Annotated in this window: 21 protein-coding genes and 1 tRNA gene; 13 read left to right on the forward strand and 9 right to left on the reverse strand. The window is 70.6% G+C overall.

The genetic code is table 11. The features are described 5' to 3' along the window. Positions 1-255: 255 nt before the first annotated feature. From nhaA to ACH4YP_RS46930, 4 genes are all read left to right on the forward strand, one after another. Positions 256-1,674, forward strand: a complete 1,419-nt coding sequence (nhaA, locus tag ACH4YP_RS46915) for a Na+/H+ antiporter NhaA (protein WP_361060939.1) — start codon at positions 256-258, stop codon at positions 1,672-1,674. Positions 1,675-1,818: 144 nt separating this feature from the next. Beyond that, positions 1,819-2,307 carry a phage holin family protein gene (locus ACH4YP_RS46920; RefSeq protein ID WP_398497630.1) on the forward strand — a complete coding sequence of 163 codons (489 nt, stop codon included), beginning with the start codon at positions 1,819-1,821 and terminating at the stop codon, positions 2,305-2,307. Continuing rightward, a complete protein-coding gene (locus ACH4YP_RS46925) occupies positions 2,304-3,254 on the forward strand; it encodes an alpha/beta hydrolase (RefSeq protein ID WP_361060937.1) in 951 nt (316 codons plus the stop codon). Before ACH4YP_RS46920 ends, ACH4YP_RS46925 begins: the two co-directional genes overlap by 4 nt. Positions 3,255-3,418: 164 nt before the next feature. Further along, positions 3,419-3,598 carry a hypothetical protein gene (locus ACH4YP_RS46930; protein WP_361060935.1) on the forward strand — a complete coding sequence of 60 codons (180 nt, stop codon included), beginning with the start codon at positions 3,419-3,421 and terminating at the stop codon, positions 3,596-3,598. Positions 3,599-3,671: 73 nt separating this feature from the next. On the opposite strand, the gene ACH4YP_RS46935 is transcribed toward ACH4YP_RS46930, so the two are convergent. The 3 genes from ACH4YP_RS46935 to nth form a co-directional block, all read right to left on the reverse strand. Then, positions 3,672-4,871 (reverse strand): MarP family serine protease, encoded by a 1,200-nt coding sequence (locus ACH4YP_RS46935; protein WP_361060933.1) that lies wholly within the window; start codon positions 4,869-4,871, stop codon positions 3,672-3,674. Between the two features lie 119 nt (positions 4,872-4,990). Further along, on the reverse strand, positions 4,991-5,695 hold the full coding sequence (locus tag ACH4YP_RS46940; RefSeq protein ID WP_361060931.1) for a CoA pyrophosphatase: 705 nt from the start codon (positions 5,693-5,695) through the stop codon (positions 4,991-4,993). 52 nt (positions 5,696-5,747) lie between these two features. After that, positions 5,748-6,866, reverse strand: coding sequence for an endonuclease III (nth, locus tag ACH4YP_RS46945; RefSeq protein WP_398497662.1), 1,119 nt, complete (start codon positions 6,864-6,866; stop codon positions 5,748-5,750). A gap of 751 nt (positions 6,867-7,617) precedes the next feature. Here nth and ACH4YP_RS46950 point away from each other — a divergent pair. The 3 genes from ACH4YP_RS46950 to ACH4YP_RS46960 all read left to right on the forward strand — a co-directional run bounded on the left by ACH4YP_RS46950 (position 7,618) and on the right by ACH4YP_RS46960 (position 10,340). Next, positions 7,618-8,292 (forward strand): Crp/Fnr family transcriptional regulator, encoded by a 675-nt coding sequence (locus ACH4YP_RS46950; RefSeq protein WP_016642758.1) that lies wholly within the window; start codon positions 7,618-7,620, stop codon positions 8,290-8,292. Between the two features lie 110 nt (positions 8,293-8,402). Then, a complete protein-coding gene (locus ACH4YP_RS46955) occupies positions 8,403-9,497 on the forward strand; it encodes a PQQ-binding-like beta-propeller repeat protein (protein ID WP_398497633.1) in 1,095 nt (364 codons plus the stop codon). Between the two features lie 36 nt (positions 9,498-9,533). Then, positions 9,534-10,340, forward strand: coding sequence for a nucleotidyltransferase domain-containing protein (locus ACH4YP_RS46960; protein ID WP_361060927.1), 807 nt, complete (start codon positions 9,534-9,536; stop codon positions 10,338-10,340). A gap of 74 nt (positions 10,341-10,414) precedes the next feature. Here the strand turns inward: ACH4YP_RS46960 and ACH4YP_RS46965 are convergent, their stop codons facing one another. The 4 genes from ACH4YP_RS46965 to ACH4YP_RS46980 form a co-directional block, all read right to left on the reverse strand. Then, a complete protein-coding gene (locus ACH4YP_RS46965; RefSeq protein ID WP_398497635.1) occupies positions 10,415-11,254 on the reverse strand; it encodes an MBL fold metallo-hydrolase in 840 nt (279 codons plus the stop codon). Further along, positions 11,251-12,120: an NUDIX hydrolase gene (locus ACH4YP_RS46970; protein WP_398497637.1), complete on the reverse strand. Its 870-nt coding sequence runs from the start codon at positions 12,118-12,120 to the stop codon at positions 11,251-11,253. The genes ACH4YP_RS46965 and ACH4YP_RS46970 overlap by 4 nt, the downstream gene beginning before the upstream one ends. Positions 12,121-12,304: 184 nt before the next feature. Next, positions 12,305-12,772, reverse strand: a complete 468-nt coding sequence (locus ACH4YP_RS46975; protein ID WP_361060921.1) for a RidA family protein — start codon at positions 12,770-12,772, stop codon at positions 12,305-12,307. Further along, positions 12,769-12,930 carry a DUF4177 domain-containing protein gene (locus tag ACH4YP_RS46980; RefSeq protein WP_107099910.1) on the reverse strand — a complete coding sequence of 54 codons (162 nt, stop codon included), beginning with the start codon at positions 12,928-12,930 and terminating at the stop codon, positions 12,769-12,771. The genes ACH4YP_RS46975 and ACH4YP_RS46980 overlap by 4 nt, the downstream gene beginning before the upstream one ends. Positions 12,931-13,047: 117 nt before the next feature. On the opposite strand from ACH4YP_RS46980, the gene ACH4YP_RS46985 reads away from it, so the two are divergent. Both ACH4YP_RS46985 and ACH4YP_RS46990 read left to right on the forward strand, forming a co-directional pair. Then, the gene (locus tag ACH4YP_RS46985) at positions 13,048-14,025 is read left to right on the forward strand and encodes an ArsA-related P-loop ATPase (RefSeq protein WP_055612640.1); all 978 of its coding nucleotides are present in this window, start codon (positions 13,048-13,050) and stop codon (positions 14,023-14,025) included. Beyond that, the gene (locus tag ACH4YP_RS46990; protein ID WP_361060919.1) at positions 14,022-15,551 is read left to right on the forward strand and encodes an ArsA family ATPase; all 1,530 of its coding nucleotides are present in this window, start codon (positions 14,022-14,024) and stop codon (positions 15,549-15,551) included. The genes ACH4YP_RS46985 and ACH4YP_RS46990 overlap by 4 nt, the downstream gene beginning before the upstream one ends. Positions 15,552-15,681: 130 nt before the next feature. Here ACH4YP_RS46990 and wblA read toward each other — a convergent pair whose 3' ends face one another. Beyond that, positions 15,682-16,020: a transcriptional regulator WblA gene (wblA, locus tag ACH4YP_RS46995; protein ID WP_055515737.1), complete on the reverse strand. Its 339-nt coding sequence runs from the start codon at positions 16,018-16,020 to the stop codon at positions 15,682-15,684. Between the two features lie 408 nt (positions 16,021-16,428). Here wblA and ACH4YP_RS47000 point away from each other — a divergent pair, with 408 nt between their 5' ends. Continuing rightward, entirely contained in the window at positions 16,429-18,714 is a 2,286-nt protein-coding gene (locus ACH4YP_RS47000) for a transglycosylase domain-containing protein (RefSeq protein WP_361060917.1), read from the forward strand. Between the two features lie 235 nt (positions 18,715-18,949). On the opposite strand, the gene ACH4YP_RS47005 is transcribed toward ACH4YP_RS47000, so the two are convergent. Next, a complete protein-coding gene (locus ACH4YP_RS47005; RefSeq protein WP_361060915.1) occupies positions 18,950-19,414 on the reverse strand; it encodes a GatB/YqeY domain-containing protein in 465 nt (154 codons plus the stop codon). A 143-nt stretch (positions 19,415-19,557) separates the two neighbouring features. On the opposite strand from ACH4YP_RS47005, the gene ACH4YP_RS47010 reads away from it, so the two are divergent. From ACH4YP_RS47010 to ACH4YP_RS47020, 3 genes are all read left to right on the forward strand, one after another. After that, positions 19,558-20,490 (forward strand): metallophosphoesterase, encoded by a 933-nt coding sequence (locus ACH4YP_RS47010; protein WP_361060913.1) that lies wholly within the window; start codon positions 19,558-19,560, stop codon positions 20,488-20,490. A 430-nt stretch (positions 20,491-20,920) separates the two neighbouring features. Beyond that, on the forward strand, positions 20,921-21,724 hold the full coding sequence (locus tag ACH4YP_RS47015) for a Pr6Pr family membrane protein (protein WP_398497640.1): 804 nt from the start codon (positions 20,921-20,923) through the stop codon (positions 21,722-21,724). 51 nt (positions 21,725-21,775) lie between these two features. Further along, positions 21,776-21,849: transfer RNA gene (locus ACH4YP_RS47020), tRNA-Pro, on the forward strand. Positions 21,850-21,890: the final 41 nt, after the last annotated feature.

The raw sequence follows: 21,890 nt of genomic DNA on the forward strand, positions 1-21,890 counted from the left end.
CGCATCCGCAGCGAGAAAGGCATCCGCTGGGGCGGACGCCCCCTCACCACCGCAGCCTGACAAACCCGGCGAACCAACACGGTCACAGCACTAGCCTGAAGATCACCGGATGGGTCCGGCCGGATCTTGGGTAGGCTGAGGAGCGCGTAAACAACGCGACAGGAGAACTTCGGAGATCCCAGAGATCTCAAAAGGTGCGCCGGGAAGTCTGGTCGGCAAGTGCTCAGTCATGCCTACCGACCGGAGGTCGATCCCGTGTCCGCGCCCTCTCCCTCTCCCGCTCCCGGCAGAAACCGCAAGGCCCTCGGACGGCTGTCCCTGCCCGAGCGGACCTTCGTCGCGGACGCGCTGCGCACCGAAACGGTCGGCGGCGTCCTCCTGCTCGCCGCCGCGATCGCCGCGCTGATCTGGGCGAACACCCCGATCCGGGAGAGCTATGAGTCGGTCCGCGACTTCCACGTAGGACCCGCCTCGCTCGGCCTGGACCTCTCCATCGAGCACTGGGCCGCCGACGGCCTCCTCGCCGTCTTCTTCTTCGTCGCCGGCATCGAGCTCAAGCGCGAGCTGGTCGCCGGTGACCTCAGGGACCCGCGGGCCGCCGCGCTCCCGGTCGTCGCCGCGCTGTGCGGCATGGCCGTGCCCGCGCTCGTCTACACCCTGGTCGGCGTCACCGGTGGCGGCTCGCTCGCCGGCTGGGCCGTACCGACCGCGACCGACATCGCCTTCGCGCTCGCCGTCCTCGCCGTCATCGGTACGTCGCTGCCGAGCGCCCTGCGCGCCTTCCTGCTCACACTCGCCGTCGTCGACGACCTCTTCGCCATCCTGATCATCGCCGTGTTCTTCACCGAGAACCTGAACTTCGCGGCACTCGGCGGCGCCGCCGTCGGCCTCGCCGTCTTCTGGCTGCTGCTGCGCCGGGGCGTACGCGGCTGGTACGTGTACGTGCCGCTCGCCCTGGTGATCTGGGGGCTGATGTACAACAGCGGCGTCCATGCCACGGTCGCCGGTGTCGCGATGGGGCTGATGTTGCGCTGCACCACCCGCAAGGACGAAGGCGAGCAGCGCTCTCCCGGCGAGCGGATCGAACATCTCGTACGCCCACTGTCGGCGGGCCTCGCCGTGCCGCTGTTCGCGCTGTTCAGCGCCGGGGTCGCGGTGTCGGGCGGCGCGCTCGGCGAGGTGTTCACCCGGCCGGAGACCCTCGGTGTCGTGCTCGGGCTGGTCGTCGGCAAGGCGGTCGGCATCTTCGGCGGCACCTGGCTGACGGCCCGCTTCACCAGGGCCTCGCTCTCCGACGACCTGGCCTGGCCCGACGTCTTCGCGGTGTCCTCGCTCGCCGGCATCGGCTTCACCGTCTCGCTGCTCATCGGGGAACTCGCCTTCGCGGGCGACAAGGCGCTCACCGACGAGGTCAAGGCCGCCGTCCTGCTGGGCTCCCTGATCGCGGCCGTCCTGTCGTGCGTCCTGCTGAAGATACGGAACGCCAAGTACCGCAGGCTGTGGGAGGACGAGGAGCGCGACGACGACCTCGACGGCATCCCCGACATCTACGAACAGGACAACCCCGCCTACCACCTGCGGATGGCCGAGATCCACGAGCGCAAGGCCGCCGAGCACCGAAGGCTTGCCGAAGTGACGGGCGGGGCAAGCGAGGGGAACGACGGTCCGGCATGATCTGACACGCACGGTCCGTTACGCACGTTCCGATACACCCGGTCCGGCACGTACGGTCCACACGTACCCAAAACGCCCTCGGCTCCACGGCGACAGATGACAGACGACGACAGTCAACGGCGACAAGACAACAGGGAGAACGCGATGAGCGCACCCGACGGCAGCCCGGTCGGCGCCGAACGCAGCATCGGCCGGCTGTTCGCCTCGGCGACGACCGAGATGTCCGCGCTGGTGCACGACGAGATCGCACTGGCGAAGGCGCAGCTCAAGAGGGACGTCAAGCGCGGAGCGGTCGGCGGCGGGGCGTTCGCGGCGGCCGGTGCGGTACTGATCTTCTCCCTTCCCATGCTGAGCTTCGCCCTGGCGTACGGCATCCGCACCTGGAGCGACTGGAACCTGGCCGTCTGCTTCCTGCTGTCGTTCGCCGCGAACGTGGTGGTCGCGGGCGTCCTCGCGCTGATCGGCGTGATCTTCGCGAAGAAGGCCAAGAAGGGCCAGGGCCCGCAGAAGACGGCCGCCTCGGTCAAGGAATCGGCGGCCGTACTGCAGAACGTGAAGCCGCACCCCCGTGAGGTGACCGCGGCCGACCCGGTCGGTGACACCGTCAAGGCTGTGGCACGCTCGTCCTCATGACGGACCCCGCCTCATCCTCGGCACAACCCACCTCGGTCGTACGGCTCGACGTGCCTGGCGGAAAACAGGTGACCCACCGGGACGTCGCCGCCAACGGCGCGCGCTTCCACATCGCCGAGATGGGCGACGGACCGCTCGTGCTCCTGCTGCACGGTTTCCCGCAGTTCTGGTGGACCTGGCGGCATCAGCTGGTGGCGCTCTCCGACGCGGGCTTCCGCGCGGTCGCGATGGATCTGCGGGGCATCGGCGGCAGCGACCGCACCCCGCGCGGCTACGACCCCGCGAACCTCGCCCTCGACATCACCGGCGTCGTACGGTCCCTCGGCGAGCCCGACGCCGCGCTGGTCGGGCACGACCTCGGCGGCTATCTGGCGTGGACCGCGGCCGTGATGCGCCCCAAGCTGGTCCGCCGGCTCGTGGTCTCCTCGATGCCGCACCCCCGGCGCTGGCGCTCCGCGATGCTCTCGGACATGAAGCAGACCGCGGCCGGCTCGTACATCTGGGGCTTCCAGCGGCCCTGGGTCCCGGAGCGTCAACTGCTCGCCGACGAGGGGGCGCTGGTCGGCGAGCTCATCCGGGACTGGTCCGGGCCGCGGCTGCCGGACGACGAGGCCGTGGAGGCGTACCGGCGGGCGATGCTGATCCCGTCTACGGCGCACTGCTCGCTGGAGCCGTACCGGTGGATGGTCCGCTCGATGGCACGTCCGGACGGGATCCAGTTCAACCGCCGGATGAAGCGGCCGGTGCGGGTGCCGACGCTGCATCTGCACGGCTCGCTCGATCCGGTGATGCGTACGCGCAGTGCCGCGGGGTCCGGGGAGTACGTCGAAGCGCCGTACCGCTGGCGGCTGTTCGACGGGCTCGGGCATTTTCCCCATGAGGAGGATCCCGTGGCTTTCTCCACCGAATTGGTGAACTGGCTGAAGGACCCCGAGCCGGACCGCTGAGCCATCGCGCCGCAGGTCGGAGGCCGTTCGGCGAGCCACTCGCACCACGCGCCCCAGGGGCATCGGGAACGCCTGTTCTACGAACGGCCAATTGCCCGACGCATAGGCCGATTGGGGGGCGTGGGGGCGGTTATCGACCTTGGGGCAGGGGCAGACGTCGGGGTATGGGCTGGACGCACGACTACAGTGACGCAGCACGAAACCGCCGCTCGGCCAGTGGCCTGAGCTCCCGTCAGAGGGGAGCCCCGCAGCTGCAGGGCACGGATCCTCGGCTGGGAATCCCGCACATTCTGAAGCGCCGTGCCCGCTGGGTCTCGGCGCGCCTGCGTCACCCGCGCGACTGAGGACCCACGCGGCAGGAAGCCTCGGACCTCGCCCGCGTGACCCCCGTCGGCCGAGCCTCTCCGCGCCCCCGGACTACAGCGCGCAGCTGTCGCTGCCCACCTGCTGGTTGGCGGTACGACCCTTGGTGATGTCCTCCTGGACCTCGCCCACGGTCAGCGCGTATCCCGTGTTGGCGTCGTCGAGGGACTTCGCGAACACCACGCCGTACACCTCGCCGGTCGCGGTGAGCAGCGGGCCGCCGGAGTTGCCCTGGCGCACGGTCGCGAAGACGGAGTAGACCTTCCGCTGCACGGTGCCCCGGTGGTAGATGTCCGGGCCGTTGGCCGTGATGGGTCCGCGCACCCGCGCCGGGTTGACCGTGTACGAGCCGTTCTCCGGGAAGCCCGCGACGATCGCGTCGTCCCCCGTGGTCGCCGCCTCGGTCGCGAACTTCAGTGCGGGCGCGTTCAGATCGGGTACGTCGAGTACGGCGATGTCGCGCTCCCAGTCGTAGAGCACGACCTTCGCCGCGTACCGCTTGCCCTCGCCGCCTATCTGGACGTACGGCTCGTCCACACCGCCCACCACATGGGCGTTGGTCATCACGCGGCGCGGGCCGAAGACGAAGCCGGTGCCTTCGAGGACCTTGCCGCAGCTCTGGGCGGTGCCGGTGACCTTGACGATGGAGCGCTGGGCGCGTGCGGCGACCGGGCTGCTCGCGAGGGCCGGGTCCGGGGGGTCCACATCGTTGATCTTCTCGTCCGAGAAGGGGCTGAAGACCTGCGGGAAGCCGTTCTGCGCGAGGACCGAGGAGAAGTCGGCGAACCAGGTGTCGGCCTGGTTGGGCAGGGCCCGGTCCACTCCGAGCATCACCTTGGAGTTGCGGACCTCCGTGCCGAGCGTCGGCAGTGTCGAACCGGCCAGGGCCGAGCCGATCAGCCAGGCGACGAGGAGCATCGCCACGACGTTGACGAGGGCGCCGCCCGTGGCGTCCAGGGCGCGGGCCGGGGACCATGTGATGTACCGGCGCAGCTTGTTGCCCAGGTGGGTGGTGAGGGCCTGGCCGATCGAGGCGCAGACGATCACGACGACCACGGCGACGACCGCGGCGGTCGTGCCCACCTCCGCGTCGTCCGTCACCGCGCTCCAGATGACGGGCAGGAGATAGACCGCGACGAGACCGCCGCCCAGGAATCCGATCACCGACAGGATGCCTACGACGAACCCCTGGCGATAGCCCACGATCGCGAACCACACGGCGGCGACCAGCAACAGGATGTCCAGCACGTTCACTGCTTCAAGCCTCGCCTCATCACTTCGCGGTGGCCGTGCCTCGGCCGGGGGTTCGGGGACGCGCGGCGCAGCCGCTCATGCCGCGGCCCCCGGGAGGACACAGCACGGGTGCCACCCTGTCATGCGCGCCAGTCGAGCGGGACCTGCTTGTCGCGGTCCCAAGGTCGTTCCCAGCCCGCGTAGTGCATGAGGCGGTCGATGATTCCGGCCGTGAAGCCCCAGACCAGGGCGGATTCGACCAGGAATGCCGGACCTGCGTGGCCGCGCGGGGGCACGGCCGTCGCACGGTTGGCGGGGTCCGTGAGATCCGCCACCGGGACCGTGAAGACACGGGCCGTCTCCGCCGGATCGACCACGCCGACCGGTGTCGGCTCGCGCCACCAGCCCAGCACCGGGGTGACCACGAAGCCGCTCACCGGGATGTAGAGCTTCGGGAGCACGCCGAAGAGCTGGACACCGCGGGGGTCGAGCCCGGTCTCCTCCTCGGCCTCGCGGAGAGCGGCCCGCAACGGGCCGTCGGCCTTCGGGTCGCCGTCCGCCGGGTCGAGGGCGCCACCCGGGAAGGACGGCTGCCCGGCATGCGACCTGAGCGAACTCGCCCGCTCCATGAGCAGCAGCTCGGGGCCGAACTCCCCCTCACCGAACAGGATCAGTACGGCCGACTGGCGCCCGCCGCCGTCCTCCGGCGGCAGGAAGCGGCTCAGCTGGAGCGGCTCCACCGTCTCCACGGCCCGCGCCACCGGGTCCAGCCAGCTCGGCAGGCCCTCCTTGGTCAGGGCCAGATTCCCGTCCTGCATGTCGTGCGTGTGACTCGCGCGCGTCATCGCCACCCCCGTTCTGCTTCTCTCAACGCCCGCGGGTCCGCGGATCGTTCCGTCATCCCGCCTCCGGCGAGGGTGAACCGGGCGCGGGGGCCGCGGAGGCTGGTGCGCCGGGGGCGGGCGCGCTGGTGGCGGGCGCTCCCAGCGGGGGTGCGGGGATGCCGCCCGCGTCGAGGTAGGACTGCGGAGGGTTGAGGCGCTGGCCCGGGAAGCCGCCCTTCTCGTACTTCAGGAGCTTCTGGGCCTTCTCCGGGTCCGTCTCGCCCTCTCCGTACGCCGGGCAGAGCGGGGCGATCGGGCAGGCGCCGCAGGCGGGCTTGCGGGCGTGGCAGATACGGCGGCCGTGGAAGATCACGTGGTGCGAGAGCATCGTCCACTCGCTCTTCGGGAAGAGCCCGCCGATGGCCGCCTCGATCTTGTCGGGCTCCGTCCTGTCGGTCCACTGCCAGCGTCGTACGAGCCGCTGGAAGTGGGTGTCCACGGTGATGCCGGGGCGGCCGAAGGCGTTGCCGAGGACGACGAAGGCGGTCTTGCGGCCCACGCCGGGCAGTTTGACGAGGTCTTCGAGCCGACCGGGGACCTCGCCCCCGAAGTCGTCCCGCAGAGCCCTGGAGAGGCCTATCACCGACTTGGTCTTGGCCCGGAAGAACCCGGTCGGCCGGAGGATCTCCTCGACCTCCTCCGGGTTCGCCGCGGCCAGGTCCTCGGGCGTGGGGTACTTCCCGAAGAGGGCCGGCGTCGTCTGGTTCACCCTCAGGTCGGTCGTCTGTGCCGACAGGACCGTGGCCACCACCAGCTGGAAGGGGTTCTCGAAGTCCAACTCCGGGTGCGCGTACGGGTACACCTCGCCGAGCTCACGGTTGATCCGACGCGCCCGCCGGACGAGGGCCGTGTGCGACTCGTTCCGGGGAGGCTTGGCGGGGGCGGCTTTGGTGGGGGGCGCTTTGGCGGGGGCGGTTTTGGCCGGAGTGGCTTTGGCAGAGGTGCCTTTGGCGGGGGTCACTGCGGCGGGTGCGGCTTTCTTCGCGGGGGCGGTTTTCTTGGCGGGCGTGGGCTTCCTGGCGGTCGCCTTCGCCGGCGTGCCCGACGCCGAGGTCTTCCTGGCGACGGCCTTCGGCGGCGCGCTCGTCTTGGCGGCCCTCTTCGGAGCGACCGCCTTCTTCGGAGCAGCCACCTTGTTACTCGCGGCAGCAGCCTTCTTGGTCGGGGCGGCGGCCCTCCCGCTCGGAGCGGCAGCCTTCTTGCTGGGGGCGGCGGCCCTCCCGCTCGGAGCGGCAGCCTTCTTGCTGGGGGCGGCGGCCTTCCCACTCGGGGCGGCCACCTTCTTGGTCGCGGCAGCGGCCTTCCTGCTCGCGGCAGCCACCTGCTTGGTCGGTGCGGTCACCTTCTTGGCGGCGGTAGCAGCCGTCTTGCTCGCGGCAGCCTTCTTCGAGACGGCCACCTTCTTCGCGGCGGCGGCTCTTCTGCTCGGGGCGGCTGCCTTCCTGGCGGACGCGGCTCTCTTGACGGCGGCGGCCTTCTTCGCGGTCGCGGCCATCTCCGAGGCCGCGACCCCCGCGGCCTTCCCGGCGGCTCCGGCCGACCTCTTGGCCGGCCCGCCCCCTGCCGCTTTTGTCGTTTTCTTCGCTCCGTCGGGGTCCTGTTCGCCCACAGCGGAATCGCGACGTGCAACCACCCGTCCAGCCCCCTTGGCCTGTGCTCTCACCGGCGATTTGGACACCCGGCCAGCCTAAAGCCCACCAGTGACATCCGCCCCGGCCCTCGGAGATCGGCCCCCAATTGGCCCCCTGCCGCACTGCGGGACACACCTGTACGGCAGACTTGTGACTGATCACACTGTTTGGACCGTCCGGCAAAATGGGGAACACGGTCCCCGGCACACGGGGGAGCAAGATCCCCTGAGCAGGTCGACAAGGAGAGAACTCGTGGACGACGTTCTGCGGCGCGCCCCGCTCTTCGCGGCGCTCGATGACGAGCAGGCCGCGGAGCTCCGCGCCTCCATGAGTGAGGTGACCCTCGCGCGCGGAGACGCGCTCTTTCACGAGGGCGACCCCGGAGACCGCCTGTACGTGGTCACCGAGGGCAAGGTGAAGCTCCACCGCACATCCCCCGACGGCCGCGAGAACATGCTGGCGGTCCTCGGCCCCGGCGAGCTCATCGGCGAGCTGTCGCTGTTCGACCCGGGCCCGCGCACGGCGACCGCCTCCGCGCTGACCGAGGTCAAGCTGCTCGGCCTCGGCCACGGCGACCTCCAGCCCTGGCTGAACGCGCGGCCCGAGGTGGCCGCCGCCCTGCTGCGCGCCGTCGCCCGGCGTCTGCGCAAGACCAACGACCAGATGTCCGACCTGGTCTTCTCCGACGTGCCTGGCCGGGTGGCCCGCGCGCTCCTGGACCTCTCGCGCCGCTTCGGCGTGCAGTCCGAGGAGGGCATCCACGTCGTGCACGACCTGACCCAGGAGGAGCTGGCCCAGCTCGTCGGCGCCTCCCGAGAGACGGTCAACAAGGCGCTCGCCGACTTCGCGGGCCGCGGCTGGCTCCGCCTGGAGGCCCGCGCGGTGATCCTGCTGGACGTGGAGCGCCTCGCGAAGCGATCGCGCTAGCCGCTTACGTCACGTCTTCTTTAAAGAAGGGCCCCGCCGCACGGTGGGGCCCTTCTTGTCGTCGCCGGACGCCGACTCAAGGTGTCCGGACACTGACCCGAGGGGTGGGGATGCACGAGGACGCGGGTACGTACGAGGACGCAGGGCCGTACGAGGACAGAGCACCCGAGTCGGTCTGGGGCGGGACGAGGAGAGCTTGGTGGCGGCGGGGACCCGCGTCGACGCCGAGGCTGTGGAAGTACCCGCGGGAGAAGGGAAGCCCCGGCGCACCGCTGAGCACCTGGGCGGTCGGCAGAACCCTCGCCGTGGCCCGCCCCGACCGGGTGGAGGCGTACGGCCTGACGACCGGTGACCCCCTGTGGACGTGGCAGCCGCCCGACGGCGAGGTGCTGGCCCACGCCTCGTCGGACACGCCGGACGGCGTGGGCGTCGTACTGCACCACGCCGACCGGGACGGCGGCGCGGAGCACGTCCGCCTCACCGGGCTCGACGTCGGCTCGGGCAGGGGCCTCTGGTCGCGCGAGCAGCGCGCGGACGCACTCGGATCCGTCGGCGGGCACGCGCGCGAGGTGGCTCTCGGCGGCGGCCGCGTCGCGACAGCCCGTCCCCGTCACGGGGACACGCCGCCTGTGCTCCGGACGATCGACGCGCGTACCGGCGACCTCCAGTGGGAGCGGCCGGTGCCCGAGCGGTGGGGGGACGTCTCCGTCGTACGGGCCGGCCCTGTCGTCGTGTCCACAGTGGGACCGGGCGAGGACGCTCCCCGACGGCTCTTCGTGGTGGGCGAGGAAACGGAGCGGGAGATCGAACTGCCTCGCTGGGCCAGGGAGTTCGGAGGTGACGTGGCCATGGTCGGCGACATGCTCGCCGTCGAATGGGCCGGCACGCCGACCCCCGCCGGCGAGGAGGACACCGGAAGCACGCTCAACGCGTTCTCCGTCACCACGGGTGTCCTCCGCTGGACCTGGAGCAGCACGTACGGCGCCACCCTCTCCCCGCTGGCCCACCGGGGTCACTTCGTGGTCCTGAACGGCTACGGCGACCGTGCGACCGTGCTGGATGCCGCGGACGGCCGGGTCGTGGCCGAACGCGCCCTGCCCGGCTACAGCTACCGGGCCCGCCTGGCCGCGGCAGGGGACTGCCTCGCCGTGGTCTGCACGGCGGAGCGCCCCACCCACCGCCTGCGCGTCTTCCGCTGGAAATGACATGAACCCGCGGCCCGGCCCGTGCAGAGTGTTCCCATGCCGAACAAGGGGCTCGACGCCGGGGGACACATCGAACGCGAGGGATCGCTGGGGCTGATCCCGCACGCGTTCCGGCCCGTCGTGGCCACGGCCCGCGACCGGGTGCTGGACGTCTTCGGCGCACGGCTGCACAGCGCGTACCTGTACGGGTCGATCCCGCGCGGCACCGCGCGCGTGGGCCGCTCCGACCTCGACCTGCTGCTCGCCCTGCGCGAGGAGCCCACGGACGCGGACCGTACGGACGCCCGCTCTCTCGACGAGGCGCTCGACAAGGAGTTCCCGCAGATCGACGGGGCGGGGACTCTGCTGGTCGGCCGGGAGCAGGTGCTGAGCGACCTGGAGAGGCACGATCTCGGCTGGTTCGTGGCCTGTCTCTGTACGCCGCTGCTGGGCGAGGACCTCGCCGAGTACCTGCCGCGCTACCGGCCCGACGCGCTCCTCGCCCGCGAGACGAACGGCGACCTCGCGCTGTTCCTCCCGCGGTGGCGTGCGCGGATCGCCGAGGCGGACGGCTCGGAGGAGGCCCTGCGGCCCCTCGTGCGCTTCATGTCACGTCATCTCGTCCGCACCGGCTTCACCCTCGTCATGCCCCGCTGGAACGGCTGGACGAGCGATCTGGCGGAGATGGCGGAGGTGTTCGGCGCGTACTACCCGGAGCGGGCCGCACAACTGCGGGAGGCGGCCGTCCTCGGATACGAGCCGAGGGGCGATGCCGCCGCCCTGCGTTCGTACGTCGATGATCTCGGGCCGTGGCTCGCCGAGGAGTACGCGCGCGTGCACGGCATCAAGAAACCGCGCCCCTAGGGAGGGCGTTCTCGAATCGTGCCTCCTGGGAGGGCCATTTCCGGCTTCCCCTGGAGGGCCGCGTTTCCGGCTTCTCAGGTCTCCCCGATGAGTCCGTGCTCCCGGAGATAGTCCAGCTGGGCCAGCACCGACAGCTCCGCCGCCGGCCACAGGGAGCGGTCGACGTCGGCGTAGACGTGGGCGACGACCTGGGAAGAGGTCGTGTAGCCGTCCTCGACCGCCGTCTCCACCTGGGCGAGGCGATGTGCGCGGTGGGCGAGGTAGAACTCGACGGCGCCCTGGGCGTCCTCCAGGACGGGCCCGTGGCCCGGCAGGACCATGTGCACGCCGTCGTCGACCGTGAGGGACCTGAGGCGCCGCAGGGAGTCCAGGTAGTCGCCCAGGCGCCCGTCGGGGTGCGCGACGACCGTGGTGCCCCGGCCCAGGATCGTGTCGCCGGTCAGGACGGCCCGGTCGGCGGGCAGATGGAAGCAGAGCGAGTCGGCGGTGTGGCCGGGGGTGGACACGACGCGCAGCTCCAGCCCGCCCGTGGTGACGACGTTCCCGGCCGCCAGGCCCTCGTCGCCGAGCCGCAGCGCCGGGTCGAGCGCCCGCACCTTCGTGCCCGTCAGTTCCGCGAACCGCGCAGCCCCCTCCGCGTGGTCGGGGTGCCCGTGCGTCAGCAGGGTCAGCGCGACCCGCTTGCCGGCCTTCTCGGCGATGTCGACGACGTTCCGCAGGTGTACGTCGTCCAGGGGCCCCGGGTCGATCACCACCGCGAGCTCGGAGTCCGGCTCGGCCACGATCCAGGTGTTCGTGCCGTCCAGGGTCATCGCGGAGGCGTTGGGCGCGAGGACGTTGACGGCACGCGCGGTGGCGGGGCCCGAGAGCACCCCGCCCCGTGGCTGGCCGGGAAGGGCGGCGGCGTCGGTCATGCGGAGGCTCCACCGGTCGGGATGTGCTTGGTGAACTCGTCGTGGCCGGGCCAGCTGAGGACCAGTTCGCCGTCCTCCAGGCGGGCCTGGGCCAGGACGGGCGTCATGTCGCGCCCCGGTGCCGCGGCGAGGGCCTCGGCGGCGGTGGCGTACGCGCCGAGCTGGCGCAGGGTGGCGATGGTGGGCGGCATCATCATGAGGTCGCCCTTGTCGTAGCCGACCGTCGCGTCCGCGGGGCGGATCCAGACGGTGCGGTCGGCCTCCGTGGAGACGTTGCGGGTGCGCTGGCCCTCCGGGAGCGCGGCCACGAAGAACCACGTGTCGTAGCGGCGCGGTTCGAACTCCGGGGTGATCCAGCGGGTCCAGGCACCGAGGAGGTCGGAGCGCAGGACGAGCCCCCGGCGCTCCAGGAACTCGGCGAAGGAGAAGTCACGGTCGACCAGGGCCGCGCGGTCCGCCTCCCATTCCTCGCCGGTCGTGTCGCCGACCACGGTGTCCGCGGTGGGCCCGGCGAGCAGCACGCCCGCCTCCTCGTACGTCTCGCGCACCGCCGCGCAGACGATGGCCTGGGCGGCGGTCTCGTCCACGCCGAGCCGGGACGCCCACCACGCGCGCGTGGGGCCCGCCCAGCGGATCTGCCGGTCGTCGTCCCGGGGGTCCACACCGCCGCCCGGATACGCGTACGCGCCTCCGGCGAAGGCCATGGAGGCGCGTCTGCGCAGCATGTGTACGACGGGGGTGGACTCGGTGTCCTTGAGCAGCATGACGGTGGCCGCGCGCCTGGGGGCGACCGGTGTGAGCGTGCCCTCCGCGAGCGCGCGGATTCTCTCGGGCCACTCGGGGGGATACCACTGCCCATTCGCCATGGGCGGAGGCTATCCCGGAGTGAGCTGATGTTCGAGAGGCAACGATCGCCTCCCTGGGAGGCCTGCCTACGCCATAGGAGCAGGCCCACGCCCCGGAATCCGCTCACGCCACCGAGCCATACCCACGCCACGGCGGACCGGCTCACACCACGACGGTGACCGGCTCACACCGCGGCGGACCGGCTCACGCGTGCGTCAGCTCCACCAGGACCTCGACCTCGACGGGCGCGTCCAGCGGCAGCACCGCCACGCCGACCGCGCTGCGCGCGTGCACACCCTTCTCGCCGAGGACCTCGCCGAGGAGCTCGCTCGCGCCGTTCAGCACGGCGGGCTGGCCCGTGAAGTCGGACGCCGAGGCGACGAAGCCGACGACCTTCACCACGCGCGCGATGCGGTCGAGGTCACCCACGACCGACTTGACCGCCGCGAGGGCGTTCAGCGCACAGGTGCGGGCCAGCTCCTTGGCCTCGTCCGGAGTGACCTCCGCGCCCACCTTGCCGGTGACCGGAAGCTTTCCGTCCACCATCGGGAGCTGGCCGGCCGTGTACACGTACACACCCGACTGCACCGCGGGCTGGTACGCGGCCAGCGGCGGTACGACGTCCGGCAGGGTCAGTCCGAGCTCGGCCAGCTTCGCCTCGACGGCGCTCACGCGGCCTTCTCGCGCTTCAGATAGGCGACGAGCTGCTCGGGGTTGTTCGGCCCGGGCACGACCTGGACGAGCTCCCAGCCGTCCTCGCCCCAGGTGTCCAGAATCTGCTTCGTGGCATGGACGAGCAGCGGCACGGTTGAGTATTCCCACTTGGTCATGGGGCGACTTTAGCCGCTGGCGCGCACGCCGTTCCGTGGGCCTCGTCGGAGGCATCCCTCACACGTTGTCCACAGCCTCCTGCTTACTCCGGCGGTCGACTGGTTAGGCTCGAAGACGTGAGCAGGCTCCAGGTCGTCAGCGGCAAGGGCGGTACCGGCAAGACGACGGTCGCCGCAGCACTCGCGCTCGCCCTAGCGACCGAGGGCAAGCGTGCCCTTCTGGTCGAGGTCGAGGGCAGGCAGGGCATCGCGCAGCTATTCGAAGCGCAGGCCCTGCCCTACGAGGAGCGGAAGATCGCCGTCGCTCCCGGTGGCGGGGAGGTGTTCGCCCTCGCCATCGACCCCGAACTGGCCCTTCTGGACTACCTCCAGATGTTCTACAAGCTCGGCAGCGCCGGACGCGCGCTGAAGAAGCTCGGCGCCATCGACTTCGCGACCACCGTCGCGCCGGGCCTCAGGGACGTACTCCTGACGGGCAAGGCCTGTGAGGCCGTGCGCCGCAAGGACAAGCGCGGGCGCTTCGCGTACGACTACGTGGTGATGGACGCGCCGCCGACCGGCCGGATCACCCGCTTCCTGAACGTGAACGACGAGGTGGCGGGGCTCGCCAAGATCGGCCCGATACACAATCAGGCGCAGGCCGTCATGCGGGTGCTCAAGTCGCCCGAGACCGCCGTGCACATGGTGACGCTCCTTGAGGAGATGCCCGTCCAGGAGACCGCGGACGGCATCGCCGAGCTCCGCGCCGCGCGGCTGCCGGTCGGGCGGATCATCGTGAACATGGTGCGGCCCTCGATCCTCGACGAGACCGATCTGGAGCTCACCCGCGAGGCACCGCGCACGGCCATCGCCAAGTCGCTGTCCGCCGCCGGCCTCGGTGGCGCGCGCCGCGGCGGGGTCGCCGAGCGGCTGGTGGAGCCGCTGCTGACCCAGGCCGACGAGTACGCCGAGCGGCACGCGCTGGAGCGCGACCAGCGGGCCGTGCTCCAGGGCCTGGACCTCCCCCTGCACGAACTCCCGCTGCTCGCCGAGGGAATGGACCTCGGGGGCCTGTACGAACTCGCCAAGGAACTGCGTCAGCAAGGGATCTCATGAGCCAGGACCCGGCCCGCGCACACGACACGGCCCACTCGCACGAACCCGCCCGCGCCATAGACGCCTCCGCCGTCCTGGACGTCGATCCGCTGATCGACGACCCGAAGACCCGCATCGTGGTCTGCTGCGGCTCGGGCGGCGTCGGCAAGACCACCACGGCGGCGGCCCTCGGGCTGCGCGCGGCCGAGCGCGGCCGCAAGGTGGTCGTCCTCACCATCGACCCGGCGCGCAGGCTCGCCCAGTCGATGGGCATCGACGCGCTGGACAACACCCCGCGCCGGGTGAAGGGAGTCGACGACTCCGCGGACGGCGAACTGCACGCGATGATGCTCGACATGAAGCGCACCTTCGACGAGATCGTCGAGGCGCACGCGGACCACGAGCGGGCGGCCGCGATCCTCAGCAACCCCTTCTACCAGTCGCTCTCGGCGGGCTTCGCGGGCACGCAGGAGTACATGGCGATGGAAAAGCTGGGCCAGCTGCGGGCCCGCGAGGAGTGGGACCTCATCGTCGTCGACACCCCGCCCTCGCGCTCGGCGCTCGACTTCCTGGACGCCCCGAAGCGGCTCGGGTCGTTCCTGGACGGCAAGTTGATCCGGCTGCTGACGGCTCCGGCGAAGCTGGGCGGCCGGGCCGGGATGAAGTTCCTGAACGTCGGGATGTCGATGATGACCGGCACCCTCGGCAAGCTGCTGGGCGGCCAACTCCTCAAGGACGTGCAGACGTTCGTGGCCGCCATGGACACCACCTTCGGTGGTTTCCGCACCCGCGCGGACGCCACGTACAAGCTGCTCCAGGCGCCCGGGACGGCGTTCCTGGTCGTCGCGGCCCCGGAGCGGGACGCGCTGCGCGAGGCGGCGTACTTCGTGGAGCGGCTGGCCGCCGAGGACATGCCGCTCGCGGGGCTCGTGCTGAACCGCGTGCACGGCAGCGGCGCGGCCCAGCTGTCGGCGGAGCGGGCACTGGCCGCGGCGGAGACCCTCGACCTCGCCGCGGCGCCGGCCGAGGACCCCACGGCCGGTCCGGCCGAAGACCTGGCCGCCGGTCCTGGCGAGTCGAGTACCGGTCCGGCCGAGCCCGGCGCCGATTCGGCCGTCGCGGAAAATCTTGACGAGGTCCGCATTGTGGATCAGTCGGGCGGGAAAGCTGGACTTCGTAACTCTCCCGACACGTACGGCAGTTCAGAATCACCTGCTACCCGGACCACCGTCCCCGAGGCTCACGCGCCCGACGCAGGCTCCCCCGCCGCGGACCGGACCACCGCCGAAGGAGCCGGGACGGACGACCCCACCGTCGAACACGACCGCACCGTCGAACAACTCACGGCAGGCCTGTTGAGGCTGCACGCCGAGCGCATGCAGCTGCTCTCCCGCGAGCAGCGCACACGTGACCGCTTCGCCGCACGCCACCCCGAGGTGGCGGTGGCCGAAGTGGCCGCGCTGCCCGGCGACGTACACGACCTCGCAGGGCTGCGGAACATCGGGGAGCGGCTCGCGGCCGGTACCTCGCCGGCCGGAGCTGCGTAGCCTCTCGGGGCCGCGTCGGCCCCGGTTGCGTGCAGACGCCGTATACGACGCCCTGCGGGGTCGCGTGTACGTCACGTGGCCCCCTGACGCATACGGGGCCGATGGGACCCCGGTTGCGTGCGGAGAGGCGTCAGCCCACCGCCGCGTAGTTCTCGTACACCTCTTCCTCGTCGAGAGGCAGAATGCCCGCCCCTCGCTCGTACTCGGTACGCGCGGTTTCGAGCAGCCTGCGCCAAGAGGTGACGGTGGGCCGCCTGCGCAGCAGTGCGCGGCGCTCCCGCTCCGTCATTCCTCCCCACACGCCGAACTCGACGCGGTTGTCCAGCGCGTCGGCCAGGCACTCCGTGCGCACCGGACATCCGGTGCACACTGCCTTGGCCCGGTTCTGCGCTGCTCCTTGAACGAACAGTTCATCCGGATCGGTAGTGCGGCAGGCCGCCTGCGCACTCCAGTCGGTTACCCAGCCCATACCGGCGCCGTCCTCTCCCGAATCGAGGCTCCCCCACGGCGGCAGCGGCATATTCACCGCCGCCAGTTGAGGACGTTACGGAAGGTGGGCACAGTCAACCAGCCCCTTCGGGCCCAATCTTGAATGGCCCGAATGGACTATGGGTACGCGACAGATCACCCAACGGAGTGACCCGGCGACATGCGTGACCTTCCCGGCAAACCGGGGCAGTTGAGGTGCGTCACATCGGACACCAACTGACACATGAGGCGGATTCGGGCACGTGCTCAACAAAAAAGTTGAGTTCCGACCGAAACGATTCGGGGTCGCCGGACGTATTGATACGTAGCCCTACTGCTGTGACAGTTGAGAGCAGCTTAGGCCAAGGCCTGTACGTGTGTCCGGCGAATGAGAACGTAGGCTGCCCCCATGCCAAAAAAGCGCTCGGGTGGGGGTCTGTCGCCAACGCAACAGGCCGCCAAGTTCCTCGGTGTCAGTGTGCTCGCGGGAGCCGTCATGGCCGGAATCGCCGTGCCGGCGTTCGGCGCGCTCGGTCTCGCGGCCAAGGGTTCGGTCGAGGGGTTCGACGAGATCCCCACCAATCTGAAGCGGCCACCGCTGAGCCAGCGCACGACGATCCTGGACAGCAAGGGCGGCCAGATCGCCACGGTCTACTCCCGTGACCGCACAGTGGTCGACCTCAAGGACATCTCGCCGTACATGCAGAAGGCGATCGTCGCGATCGAGGACGCGCGGTTCTACGAGCACGGCGCGGTCGACCTCAAGGGTGTCCTGCGTGCGCTCAACAAGAACGCGCAGAGCGGCGGCGTCTCCGAGGGCGCCTCCACGCTCACGCAGCAGTACGTGAAGAACGTCTTCGTGGAGGAGGCCGGCAACGACCAGACCAAGGTCGCCCAGGCCACCCAGCAGACCCTCGGCCGGAAGGTCCGCGAGCTGAAGTTCGCGATCCAGGTCGAGGAGGAGCTCGGCAAGAAGAAGATCCTCGAGAACTACCTGAACATCACGTTCTTCGGTCAGCAGGCCTACGGCGTCGAGGCCGCGTCCCAGCGTTACTTCTCCAAGTCCGCCAAGGACCTGAAGGTGGAGGAGGCCGCGCTGCTCGCCGGCATCGTCCAGTCGCCGAGCCGGTACGACCCGGTCAACGACGAGGAGGAGGCCGTCAAGCGGCGCAACATCGTGCTGCAGCGGATGGCCGACGTCCACGACATCTCCCAGGCCGAGGCCGACAAGGCCAAGAAGAAGCCGCTCGGCCTGAAGGTCAGCAGGCCCAAGAACGGCTGCATCACGGCGGTCAAGGGCGCCGGCTTCTTCTGTGACTACGTCCGCGAGGTGTTCCTCAACGACCCGGTCTTCGGCAAGACCCAGAAGGCCCGGGCCAAGGTCTGGAACCAGGGCGGCCTGACGATCAGGACGACGCTCGACCCGCAGTCGCAGGACTCGGCGCAGTCCTCGATCAAGGACCACGTCTACAAGAGCGACGACGTGGCGACCGCCGCCACCATCGTCGAGCCCGGCACCGGCAAGATCCTCGCGATGGGCCAGTCGCGTCCGTACGGCTTCGGCAAGAACGAGACGCAGATGAACCTGTCCGTGGACGCCAACATGGGCGGCGGCGCGGGATACCAGCCCGGTTCGACGTTCAAGCCGATCGCGGCCGCGGCGGCCATCGAGGGCGGCAAGCCGGCGAACCAGGTGTACTCGTCGCCGTACCAGATGGACTACCCGAGCCCGGTCTCGGCCTGTGACGGCAAGAGCTGGAACGAGAAGGGCGTCCCGGTCGAGAACGAGAACGAGACCGAGGTCGGCCCGTACGACATGCAGGACGCGACCGCGAAGTCGGTCAACACGTACTACATCCAGCTGATCAGTGACATCGGCATCTGCCCCGTGACCGACATGGCGGGCAAGATGGGCGTCGAGCGCGCCGACGGCAAGAAGATGAACCAGGCCCCGTCGATCGCCCTGGGCACTCAGGAGATGTCCCCGCTCACGATGGCGAGCGCGTACGCGACCTTCGCCACGCGGGGCACGTACTGCTCGCCGATCGCCATCGAGTCGATCCGCCAGATCGTCGGCGGTCAGAAGAAGTCCCTGCCGGTGCCGAAGTCGACGTGCTCACGCGCGATGTCGGAGAACACCGCCGACACCATCAACACGCTCCTCAAGGGCGTGGTCGAGGACGGTACGGGTTCTGAGGCCGGCCTCGACAGCCGGGCGAGCGCGGGCAAGACCGGTACGACGGACGAGCGCTACGCGGCCTGGTTCGTGGGCTACACGCCGAACATGGCCGGCGCGGTCTGGGTCGGCGACCCGGCCCACAAGCGGCGGATGACCAACATCACCATCGGCGGCGTCCCGCACGAGAAGGTCTTCGGCGGCAAGGTCCCCGGACCGATCTGGCGCGACATGATGGCCGGCGCCCTTGAGGGCAAGGACGCGCCCCAGTTCAACCTCATCCACATCCCGCGCGGCGACACCGGCAAGGACGACGGCCGCGGCGACGAGAACGAGGACGACGGCGACCAGAACGACGACGGCGGGAACGGGGACAACGGCGGGAACGGTGGTGGCAACGGGGACGGCGGGAACGGCAAACCGGACTTCCCCGGTCCGACCATCTCGATCCCCGACGACTGGACGGTCCGCGGAAACGAGAACGGCGGCGGGAACGGAGACGGCGGGACCTTCCCGTAGACGGCCGGGGCCCGTAGTCCGGGCTCCCGATGCCGAGTTCGGGATCAGAATCGAGTTCGAGTTCAGGATCGGGCTCGGTTCGGGTTCGGGTTCGGCGGGCCGTAGTCCTTCGTAGTCCGTAGCTGTACGCCGATGGGGGCGCCCCTTGTGACCAGGGGCGCCCCCATCGGCGTACGGCATATGTGGTGCACGGCCAGGGCGTGTATGGGCACGGCCCTCTCGGCGGCTCCGGGGCTCAGCCCGCGAGCAGCTTCTTGACCACCCCGGCGACGCGGCCGCCCTCGGCCAGGCCCGCCACCTTCGGGTTCACGATCTTCATGACCTGGCCCATGGCGCGCGGGCCCTCGGCGCCGGCGGCCTTCGCCTCCTCGACCGCCTGCGCGACGATCTGCCGGAGCTCGTCGTCGGAGAGCTGCTTGGGCAGGTACTCGGCGAGGACCACGCCCTCCGCCTTCTCCCGCTCGGCCGACTCCGCACGGCCGCCCTGCGCGAAGGCATCGGCCGCCTCGCGGCGCTTCTTCGCCTCCTTGGCGATCACCTTCTGCACCTCGTCGTCGGAGAGCTCGCGCTTCGTCGTACCCGCGACCTCCTCCTTCTGGATGGCGGCGAGGGTCAGCCGGAGCGTCGAGGAGCGGAGCTCGTCGCGCTCCTTGATGGCGGCGTTGAGGTCTGCCTGCAGCTTCGACTTGAGCGTGGTCATGGGGTGATTGTCGCAGGTGTGGTGCGGCGGGTGCCCATGGATTTCGGGCGCCCCCTCCGGCGACTCTCCGACGACCCTTCGATGGTTCCTCCGATGGTCCTCCGATGGTCTTACGAGTGTGTGGGGTCTGACACGATGGGCTTATGCGCGCGCGATACGGAGTACCTCTGGGAATCGCGGCGGCTGGCGCCGCCGGTCTGCTCTACTCGGCGGGTTTCGAAGCCCGCTCCTTCCGTCTGCGGCGGGTGACGGTCCCGGTGCTGCCACCCGGGATGCGACCGCTGCGCGTGCTCCAGGTCTCCGACATCCACATGGTGAGCGGCCAGCGCAAGAAGCAGCGCTGGCTGCGGTCGCTGGCCGGGCTGCGTCCCGACTTCGTCATCAACACCGGGGACAACCTGTCCGACCCGGAGGGCGTGCCCGAGGTGATGGACGCCCTCGGTCCGCTGATGGAGTTCCCGGGCGCGTACGTCTTCGGCTCGAACGACTACTACGGGCCCAAACTCCGCAACCCCGCCCGCTACTTGTTCGAGAAGGCGCAGGGCAAGCACGGGCTGAACGGCAACGCGCCCGCGGTCGGCGTGATCCACAACCCGTGGGAACCGCTGCGCGACGGCTTCGACGCGGCGGGCTGGCTGAACCTGACGAACGCCCGCGGTTCGCTGAAGATCGACGGCTTCGAGATCGAGCTGACCGGGCTCGACGACCCGCACATCAAGCGCGACCGCTACGCGCGCGTGGCCGGCGGCCCGTCCGACTCGGCCGACCTCTCGATGGGCATCGTGCACGCCCCGTACCTGCGCACGCTCGACGCCTTCACAGCGGACGGCTACCCCCTGATCCTGGCCGGCCACACCCACGGCGGCCAGCTGTGCATCCCCTTCTACGGCGCCCTCGTCACCAACTGCGACCTGGACACGGAACGGGCGAAGGGCCTGTCCACGCACACGGAGACGGAGTCCGGGCGGACTGCCTACATGCACGTGTCGGCGGGCTGCGGCACGAACCGCTACACACCGGTACGGTTCGCGTGCCCGCCGGAGGCTACGTTGCTTACGTTGGTGGGGCGGGGTTGAGGGGTTGAGGGGTTCCGGGGGCCGAAGAGGCCCGAAGGGGTTGCCGGGGCCGAGGGAGCCGAGGCGGTTGATGGGGATCGGGCGGCGAGACGGGCGCTGACGTGTAGGAGGCAGCGGCGGGGAGAGGGCTGACGTGTGGGGGTGCGTCATGGGGATGCGTGGGGCGCGTGAGGGTGCGTAGGGCACGCGGGGTGCGTGTGAGGCACGGCGGGGGTGCGTGTCGGGCACGTGAGGGTGCGTAGGCACGCGGGGGTGCGTGTGAGGCACGGCGGGGGTGCGTGTCGGGCACGTGAGGGTGCGTAGGCACGCGGGGGTGCGTGTGAGGCACGGCGGGGGTGCGTCAGGCACCGCGCGGGGGCGCGTGGAGCAGCACCGCCCGACCGGTTCAACCCACCTCGCCCCTTTTGCCCAACCCGCTTAGCGTGAGGGGATGACCGCCCCCCTGCCCGCAGACATCCCGGACATACCCGTCCTCCCGGGCGTGGCCGCCAACGCCGCCGCCATCGTCCCCGTCGTCCCGGCGGACGCGGTGGTCCCCCGCGTCCGCCGCCCCCTGGTCGCCGCCTTCCGCCTCCTCGTCGCGCTGACGGCGACCGCGGGTGTGGCGCTCGCGCTGACCCTGGGTACACCGTCCCGGGTCATGAGCCACTTCACGATCCTGAGCAGCGTCGTGGTGGCCGCGGTGTTCACCGCCTCGGCCTGGCGGGCATGGTCGGCCCGCCGCCCCCTACCGCCGTCCGTCACCGCCGGCACGATGCTGTACACGGTGGGCGCGGGCCTGGTCCAGCACGTGATCCTGGCGAACGGTTCGAGCGCGCTCTCGATCACGGGCGACACCGGTCCGCTCACCGGCTGGCCCGCCCTCACGAACCAGCTCCTGCACACGGCGGTCCCGCTCATGGCCGTACTGGACTGGTTCCTGCTGACCCGCCCGGGCCCACTGCGTCTCCACACCGCGGCCACCTGGCTCGTGCTGCCCGCCGGGTACCTGGCCTTCACCCTCGCGCGGGGCGCGCTGCTGCCCGCCAACACCCAGGCGCGCTACCCGTATCCCTTCCTGGACGTGCCTCGACACGGCTATGTCGAGGTCCTGGGCAACGCCACCGTCCTCGGCCTCGCCTGCTACGCACTGGGCCTCCTGCTCGTCGCCCTCGACCACATCCGCCCCGTTCCGCGCCGCCACCGACCCCCCGAAAACCGGATTTCGTCTCCGGCCACCGGTGGGCTAAAGTAAACGACGTCGCCACGAACCGGGCCCACACAAGTGGCCCGCTCAAAGCGACATCGGGGTGTAGCGCAGCTTGGCAGCGCGCTTCGTTCGGGACGAAGAGGTCGTGGGTTCAAATCCCGCCACCCCGACAGTGAAACACCAGGTCAGGGGCCTGATCCGCATTGCGGGT

The sequence above is a fragment of the Streptomyces sp. NPDC020747 genome, assembly GCF_044334695.1.
Taxonomy (GTDB): Bacteria; Actinomycetota; Actinomycetes; order Streptomycetales; family Streptomycetaceae; genus Streptomyces.